The sequence below is a fragment of the Sphingobacterium sp. 1.A.4 genome (assembly GCF_002734245.1).
Classification (GTDB): Bacteria; Bacteroidota; Bacteroidia; order Sphingobacteriales; family Sphingobacteriaceae; genus Sphingobacterium; species Sphingobacterium tenebrionis.
The window spans coordinates 1-8,645 of the sequence record NZ_PEAZ01000100.1 but is presented as its reverse complement, the minus strand read 5'-3'; the positions used below and the strand labels follow the sequence as shown (position 1 = coordinate 8,645).

The 8,645-nt window shown below is 42.0% G+C and carries 4 protein-coding genes and 1 pseudogene; 3 read left to right on the top strand and 2 right to left on the bottom strand.

The genetic code is table 11. From position 1 onward, the window contains the following. Nucleotides 1–546: transposase (locus CRJ00_RS16470; RefSeq protein ID WP_180268516.1), on the top strand; the 546-nt coding region annotated here is incomplete at its 5' end. A gap of 241 nt (nt 547–787) precedes the next feature. Here CRJ00_RS16470 and lipA read toward each other — a convergent pair. Next, nucleotides 788–1,669, bottom strand: a complete 882-nt coding sequence (gene lipA / locus CRJ00_RS16465; RefSeq protein WP_099367841.1) for a lipoyl synthase — start codon at nt 1,667–1,669, stop codon at nt 788–790. A 142-nt stretch (nt 1,670–1,811) separates the two neighbouring features. Between lipA and CRJ00_RS16460 the strand changes: the two genes are divergently transcribed. Both CRJ00_RS16460 and carB read left to right on the top strand, forming a co-directional pair. Next, nucleotides 1,812–4,064, top strand: coding sequence for a glycoside hydrolase family 20 protein (locus tag CRJ00_RS16460; RefSeq protein WP_099367840.1), 2,253 nt, complete (start codon nt 1,812–1,814; stop codon nt 4,062–4,064). Between the two features lie 143 nt (nt 4,065–4,207). Next, complete coding sequence (gene carB / locus CRJ00_RS16455) at nt 4,208–7,027, top strand: carbamoyl-phosphate synthase large subunit (RefSeq protein ID WP_099367839.1); 2,820 nt, start codon at nt 4,208–4,210, stop codon at nt 7,025–7,027. Between the two features lie 212 nt (nt 7,028–7,239). On the opposite strand, the pseudogene CRJ00_RS16450 reads toward carB, so the two are convergent. Next, nucleotides 7,240–8,645 (bottom strand): annotated as a pseudogene (locus CRJ00_RS16450) (IS1182 family transposase); the annotation flags it as partial.

The window sequence follows — 8,645 nt, the reverse complement described above, 5'->3', positions numbered from 1 at the left end:
GATACTATAATAGGTGATGCTGCATATTCTGGAAAGGACAACCTTCAACTGGCAAAAGAACAGAACATTGATATCATCGCTAAATTGAATCCAGCAGTTAGCCAGGGATGCAGGAAAGAGGGAGAACACTTCCACTTTAACAAGGACGCAGGGATGTTTGTCTGTCCAGCAGGCCATTTGGCTATCAGAAAAGTTCGGGGAGGAAAAAAGAACGGAGTGAGCAATCAAGTTGATAGCTATTTCTTTAATGTAGAGAAGTGTAAGGTTTGCCCACTTAGAGAAGGATGTTACAAGGAAGGGGCTAGAACCAAGTCCTATTCCATCTCCATAAAAACCGATCTTTACAAAGATCAGATGGCTTTTCAAGAATCAGATTATTATCGGAGAAAGTCCAGGGAAAGATATAAAATCGAGGCCAAGAACAGCGAGCTCAAGAATGTCCATGGATATGGCAGGGCTGATTCCTATGGTATCCAAAACATGGAAATGCAGGGTGCAATGGCCATCTTTACGGTAAACTTGAAAAGAATCCTGAAATTGATCTAAAAAGGAAAGGTATTACCTCAAAAACAGGGCAATTGGGATACTAAAATCTCAAACAGCAAGCCTAGTCGGCTAAACCTTCAATAAGGCCATTAAAAAACACACTTTCAGAAATCCTTTAAACAAAAATGACCGAGTAAGGTAAATCCTGTACTCAGTCAGTTCTTTAAATCTCATTAAAAAGTTGAGACTTTTTCAGTGCCCTCGAGATTTCTAAGGATTTTTTCTTTAAACACAAGACTTCTTATTGCATATCAAACAAATGTTTTTCTGCATGGTAGGAAGAACGAACCAATGGTCCTGATTCTACATACTTGAATCCCATTTTTAAACCAATTTCTTTATATTTTTCAAATTGTTGCGGAGTAACCCATTCCACAACTGGATGATGTGCTTTGGTAGGCTGTAGGTACTGCCCAATGGTCAGGATATGAACCCCAGCATCATATAGATCTTGCATGGTTTCAACAACATCCTCTTCCGTTTCACCAAATCCCAACATAATTCCTGATTTCGTACGTAAGCCTGCTGCCGAAATACGCTTCAAACATTCCAAAGAACGATCATACTTCGCTTGAATACGAACTTCTCTGGTCAATCGACGAACGGTTTCAATATTATGGGAAACCACTTCTGGACGAACTTCCAAAAGACGCTCTAAATTATCCCATTGCCCTTTAAAGTCTGGAATCAATGTTTCCAATGTAGTTTCTGGACTTTCGCGGCGGATCGCATTAATGGTTTCTGCCCAGATGGTAGAACCGCCATCTTTTAAATCATCCCTATCTACAGAGGTAATCACACAGTGTTTTACCTGCATTAATTTTACCGAATTGGCCACCCTATTCGGTTCATCCGTATCCACTGCTAATGGTCTTCCTGTTGCTACTGCACAGAATGAACAGGAACGCGTACAGATATTACCCAATATCATAAAGGTAGCTGTTCCAGCTCCCCAACATTCTCCCATGTTCGGGCAGTTTCCACTTTCGCAAATGGTATGCAATTTATGCTCATCAACCAAACCGCGTACATGACGGTACTCCTTACCTACCGGTAATTTAACCCTTAACCAATCTGGTTTACGTTGCGTCTGATTTGCTGGAATGACAGGTAATTGAATCATGCTACAAATGTAAGCATATTTCTAAGATTTAAAATAAAGGTTATGTTTGCTTAATATCATAAATCTGCCGACCAAACAATTATGCGAAGGATGTGTTAAAATTTTAAGATATTTGCAGAAGAACAAACCCCTTATTAATAATATGAAGACCAAATTGTTCCACCTATTGGTACTGTTATTAATTTCCAACCTGTCCCTATTTGCTCAGGACAAGGAAATTTCCCTTATCCCTAGACCCTCCAAAATGATTGTCATGGATGGGAAATTAAGTTTGGACCAGAATTTTCCATTATATTATACTGAGGAATTTGCGGCTGTCATCGATCTGCTCTATGAAATTCCATCGCTTAAAATAAACAACAATGAGCTGGTCAAAAAAATAAGGAAACAGCATCAACTTGGCGTTCGTTTGTTCAAAGCCCAAGACCGAGATAAGATAGATCCAAATGGATATAGTTTAGAAATAGATGATTCGGGTATTCTATTGAAGGCCCATCAGGCATCAGGGATGATTTCTGGGATCTATACATTGGTTCAATTGAATCTACTGGAAGGTCCGCATGCTTTATCCCATATCCAAATCCAGGACAAGCCACGATTCGGATACCGCGGATTACACATGGATGTTTCCAGACATTTTGTGCCTTTGAGCTTTATTAAAAAATATATCGACTTAATGGCTTTATATAAACTGAATAACTTCCATTGGCATCTTACCGATGCTGCAGGATGGCGATTGGAAATCAAAAAATACCCAGAACTGACTTCCAAAGCAGCTTGGCGATCGCATACTCTATGGAAGGAATGGTGGAATAATGGCCGACAATATGTAGAACAAGGAAATCCCAATGCCTATGGAGGTTATTATACCCAGGAACAGGCAAGGGAAATCGTTAATTATGCCAGCAAGCGAGGAATCAACATCATTCCTGAAATAGAATTTCCAGGTCATTCCGAAGAGGTTCTTGCAGTTTATCCAGAACTATCCTGCACAGGAAAACCCTATACCCAAGGAGAATTCTGTCTGGGCAATGAAGACAGTTATCAATTTATGAGAAATGTACTGGATGAGGTGGTCAATATCTTTCCGTCTTCCTATATCCATATTGGGGGTGATGAAGCCGATAAGAAACATTGGAAAAGTTGTCCAAAATGCCAGGAGCTCATGAAAAAAGAAGGTTTAAAAACCGAAGAGGAACTTCAGAGTTATGCGATAAAGAAAATCGGGGAACACCTGCATACTAAAGGAAGAAAAATGATCGGATGGGATGAAATTCTACAAGGTGGTTTGCCTCCTGGATCAACTGTTATGAGTTGGCGTGGAGAGGATGGCGGCATTAAAGCGGCCACTGCAGGTCAAGATGTGATCATGACACCAGGTGCTTATCTCTATTTTGACAGTTATCAATCCGATCCAAGAACCCAACCGGAAGCTATTGGTGGATACCTTCCTATTGAAAAAGTCTATAGTTATAACCCCGTTCCGGCTAAATTGCCCGAGGATAAAAAGAAACATATATTAGGTGCCCAAGCCAATCTTTGGGCAGAATACATCCCTACTTACCAGCATTTGGAATACATGGCCTTTCCTCGCATTTTAGCCTTGGCAGAAATGGTCTGGACCGAGCAGGCAGATCGTAAATGGGAAGATTTCAACAAACGCTTACAACAACATTATAAGATTCTTCAGGAGAAGGATGTTAATTATTACAGACCTTCTTTTTCCGTTTCCTCAAAGGTGAACTTTGATTCTTTAGCTTTGAAAAACACCGTGAGCCTTAGCTCGGAACAATACACCCCCTATATTCGCTACACAGTAGATGGTACAGAACCTAAAAGCAGTTCTACCCTCTACAACCTTCCTATCGAACTTTCAAAATCTGCAGTAATTAAAGCTGCCTCCTTTTTAGATTCTACACGGGTTAGTTCCGTGGAGACAGTAGAATTGGATGTGCATAAAGCCATTGGAAAAGATGTTATCTACAAAACCAAATGGGAAGGTTATCCTGCTCAAGGAGCTAAAACCTTAACTAATGGAATCAAAGGTACTTTAACCTATAGTGATGGGCAATGGCAAGGCTTTACGAAAGGCTTTGATGCCATTGTAGATTTTGAACGTCGAGAGGAAATCAAATCAGTGGCAGTTAATTTCATGCAGATCCCTGGTCCTGGTGTATATTTTCCTGGCGAATTCAAGGTCCTTGTTTCTGATAATGGTAAAAATTATAGAGAAATTGGGACCATAAAAAACCAAGTGGGCACAAAAGATCCAACCTTGAAATTCCAGAAATTCGAAATAAAATTGGAAAAACCGATCATGACGCGATTTGTACAAGTTGTGGCGAGCAATCCTATGAAAGGATATCTTTTTGCTGATGAGATTGTGATATATTAATTCATGAAATTATTCATCGTTTTTAAAAATAATAATGTAACTTTGCACTCCGACAAAGCAGTCGGAAATCACCTCTCATTTAAGGCAAAATCTGTCTGCAACAGTCCACAGTATTTTTGTATTTAACTTTGAAATAGAAAATAATGCCTAGAAACACCTCCATTAATTCGGTATTAATCATTGGATCTGGACCTATTGTGATTGGTCAAGCCTGTGAATTTGACTACTCTGGATCACAAGCTGCCCTTTCCTTAAAAGAAGAAGGTATCTCTGTATCCATCATCAACTCAAACCCGGCTACCATCATGACTGACAATGTCGTAGCTGACCATGTTTACTTACTTCCATTGACCGTTGAAAGTATTGAGCAGATCCTTCAAGAACGTCAAATCGATGCTGTATTACCTACCATGGGTGGACAGACCGCTTTGAACCTTTGTATTGAAGCATCAAACCGTGGTATTTGGGATAAATACAATGTCAAAGTAATCGGTGTTGATGTTGCTGCGATCGAAAAAACGGAGAACCGTGAAGAATTCCGTCAGTTAATGATCGATATCGGCGTTGGGGTAGCAACCTCTAAAATTGCAAACTCATTCTTAGAAGGTAAGGAAGCGGCTCAGATCATTGGATTTCCATTGGTAATCCGTCCTTCATATACCTTGGCAGGAACCGGAGGTGGTTTTGTGCACAAAAAAGAAGATTTTGATGCGGCATTGAATCGTGGTCTGCACGCTTCACCAACACATGAGGTATTGGTAGAACAAGCAGTTTTAGGATGGAAAGAATTTGAGTTGGAGCTTCTACGTGATACCAACGACAATGTGATCATCATCTGTACCATTGAAAACTTTGATCCTATGGGTATCCACACCGGTGACTCCATTACTGTTGCACCAGGTATGACCCTTTCGGATAAATGTTACCAAGACATGCGTAATCAGGCAATCAAGATGATGCGTTCTATTGGTAATTTCGCAGGTGGCTGTAACGTTCAATTCTCGGTGAATCCAGAGAATGAAGAAATCATCGCTATCGAGATCAATCCTCGTGTATCCCGTTCTTCAGCGTTAGCATCTAAAGCAACTGGCTATCCAATTGCTAAGATTGCTGCCAAATTAGCGATCGGTTATAACCTGGATGAATTACAGAATCAAATTACAAAAACAACTTCAGCATATTTCGAACCAACATTGGACTATGTAATTGTGAAAGTTCCTCGTTTCAACTTTGATAAATTCAAAGGTGCAAACAAAGAATTGGGATTACAGATGAAAGCCGTTGGTGAGGTGATGTCCATCGGACGTACTTTCATCGAAGCGCTTCAAAAAGCTGCGCAGTCTTTGGAAACTGGCCGCGCAGGATTAGGTGCGGATGGACGTCAATCCAGAAACCTGGAAGAGATCATGCACAGCTTGGAGCATCCAAGTGCTGACCGTTTGTTCCACATCAAAGATGCTTTTGAGTTGGGAGTTCCTTTGGAATCCATCCGTAAAGCAACATTGATCGACAAATGGTTCTTGGTACAGATCCAAGAGCTGGTTCAATTGGAAGGCGAATTACGCAGGTATCAATTGAGCAATATCCCGCGTGACTTCTTCATGACCTTGAAACAAAAAGGTTATTCCGATTACCAAATCGCTTGGTTATTAGGAAACACAACCGAGGATGAGGTTTATGCTCGTCGTAAAGAACTAGGTATCAACCGTGTTTATAAAATGGTAGATACTTGTGCGGCAGAATTCCCTGCACATACACCTTACTACTATTCTACCTTCGAAGATGAGAACGAATCTGTAGTTTCTGATCGTAAAAAAATCATCGTATTGGGTTCTGGCCCTAACCGTATCGGACAAGGTATCGAATTTGATTATTCTTGTGTACACGGGTTATTGGCTGCTAAAGAATGTGGTTATGAGGCCATCATGGTGAACTGTAACCCTGAGACGGTATCAACAGATTTCAACATGGCTGACAAGTTATATTTCGAGCCTGTTTTCTGGGAACATGTACGTGAAATCATCGAATTGGAAAAACCAGAAGGGGTTATCGTACAGTTGGGTGGTCAAACAGCCTTGAAGATGGCGGAACGCTTAGAAGCATTGGGTGTTAAAATCATCGGTACTTCCTTCGCGAACATGGACTTGGCGGAAGACCGCGGAAGTTTCTCCGACCTATTGAAAGAATTAGATATTCCTTATCCTAAATATGGTGTGGCTACTTCAGCTGAAGAAGCGATCAAAGTAGCAAACGAAGTTGGCTATCCAGTCTTGGTTCGTCCATCTTACGTATTAGGCGGACAAGGGATGAGTATTGTGATCAATGATGAGGACTTGGAAAAAGCGGTAGTGAACCTATTGAAAAACCTTCCGGGTAACCATATCCTGATCGACCATTTCTTGGACAGAGCGGAAGAGGCAGAATCGGATTCTATCTGTGACGGAGAAGATGTACACATCATCGGTATGATGGAGCATATTGAACCAGCGGGTATTCACTCAGGTGACTCTTCAGCGGTGTTACCTCCATTCAGCCTTTCTGAAAATGTGCAGCAAAAAATGGAAGAATACTCCATCAAATTGGCCAAAGCATTAAATGTATTGGGATTATTGAACATCCAATTCGCGATCAAAGATGAGAATGTATATGTGATCGAGGCAAACCCAAGAGCATCCCGTACGGTTCCATTCATCGCCAAAGCATACGATGTTCCTTACATCAATATCGCAACGAAAGTGATGTTGGGCGAGAATAAACTGAAAGACTTTACTATTGTTCGTAAGTTGGAAGGTTATGCAATCAAAGAGCCTGTGTTCTCTTTCTCAAAATTCCCTGAGGTAGATAAACAATTAGGCCCTGAGATGAAATCTACTGGTGAGGCAATCCGTTTCATCAAGGACTTGAACGATCCACATTTCAGAGAATTATATTCTAAAAAATCTATGTTCTTGAACGCACAATAATTTTGTGATATCAAGGATTAATAAAATAATAAGAAGGTGTCTAAAAAGGCACCTTCTTCTGTTTTATAGCTTTCTGGAGCTCCATTATAATTTCATGAGCAATATTAGGCTGCAAGTCGATGTTTTATACTTTTCAGCATGTTGATGGCTTGATTTATCGCAAATAGGGAGTTTTTGCCACCTGGTTTACCGATAAAAGCTTTGTCTTTCCACTTTTTTGCCCATTTTCTGAGGTTATGGGCAATGGCCATCAAACCGAATTCCACAGCGACCTTCTCCAGTCCTTTCATTGTGAACCGGGTAAACCTGTTGTTGCTTTTCATCTGACCGAAAACAGCTTCCACTTCTATGGGTCGCTTGCTCCGATGGTACATTCCCTCTTCCGATAGCAGTCTTTCCCGGGCTTTATCCTTGAGCTTATTGAGCCTGTGGTTCACTTCAATGAGCCGATCGCCTGTAGCTTTATGGCACCCACTSCGCATCGGGCAGCCTTCGCATCGCCGAGCCTKGTAACAGCTGACCCGGGCAGTGTATCCGTTGGCACTGACTCTGGTTGCATGACCGATAAAGCTGAGCTTCTGTCCGGCCGGACATACATAATAGTCATCCTGCTGGTTGTAATATAGGTTCTGTACCGAGAAAGGATCCTGTTTATGCTTGCGCTTCTGTTCCATATGGAAGTAATTGTACTTCACAAAAGCGGTTATACCCTGTCCTTCCATCAGCTCGTAGTTCTGCTCGCTACCATATCCGGCATCTGCGACGATGGATTCACTCTGTTTTCCGTAATGGGACTCAAAGCCTTCCAGGTGTTCGGGCAGGGTTGTGGTATCTRCGGCCGTTTGATGGATGCTATAATGGGTGATGAACTGSTCTTCGGTGCTGATCTGGGTATTGTAGGCCGGTTTAAGCTGGCCATTTTTCATGTGGTCCTCTTTCATCCGCATAAACACGGCATCGGTATCGGTCTTGCTATAACTGTTGCGATCTCCCAGTACTTCCAGTTGCTCCTCATATTTCTCTAGTCGGGGCAGATAGTCGTCTTCAAGCTTCCTCAGCTGCCTATCGGTGGATCTATCCACTCCTTTGAGCTTGGCATTGATCGCTCTGATCTTTTCCTTCAGCTGGGCACTATCGATGGCCTTGCTGACTTGCTGATCCCCTAATGAAGATTGGTCCTGGCTGATCTGTGCATCGATATCCGAAAGGACCGAAGCGATGTTCGCCTCCAGCTTTATCTTGTTCTTCTCGATCGATCTCTTCCAAACGAAGGTATAGCGACCGGCGGCCGATTCGATCTTGGTACCATCTACATACTGGACTTTCAGGCTGACATACTCCATTTCATGCAGCATCCGAACGATACTGGCAAACAGCTCCTGTATCTGTTCCTTAAGACGCTTTCCCCTGAAATAATTGATCGTACGGTAATCCGGTGTACTGTTGCCCGAAAGCCACATGAAATGGATGTTCTCGTGCAGGGCGCGCTCGATCTTGCGGCAAGAATAGATATTGCTCAGATACGCGTAGAACAGTACCTTAATGAGCATCCTGGGATGGAAACTGGTCGTTCCCCCTCCTTTATACTGACGGATGATATGTTCCAGATCCAACTGGT

What these genes read in the sequence shown, in the direction of transcription:
- CRJ00_RS16460 (WP_099367840.1), top strand. Translation starts at nt 1,812, where the DNA reads ATGAAGACCAAATTGTTCCACCTATTGGTACTGTTATTAATTTCCAAC.
- carB (WP_099367839.1), top strand. Translation starts at nt 4,208, where the DNA reads ATGCCTAGAAACACCTCCATTAATTCGGTATTAATCATTGGATCTGGA.
- lipA (WP_099367841.1), bottom strand. Translation starts at nt 1,669, where the DNA reads ATGATTCAATTACCTGTCATTCCAGCAAATCAGACGCAACGTAAACCA.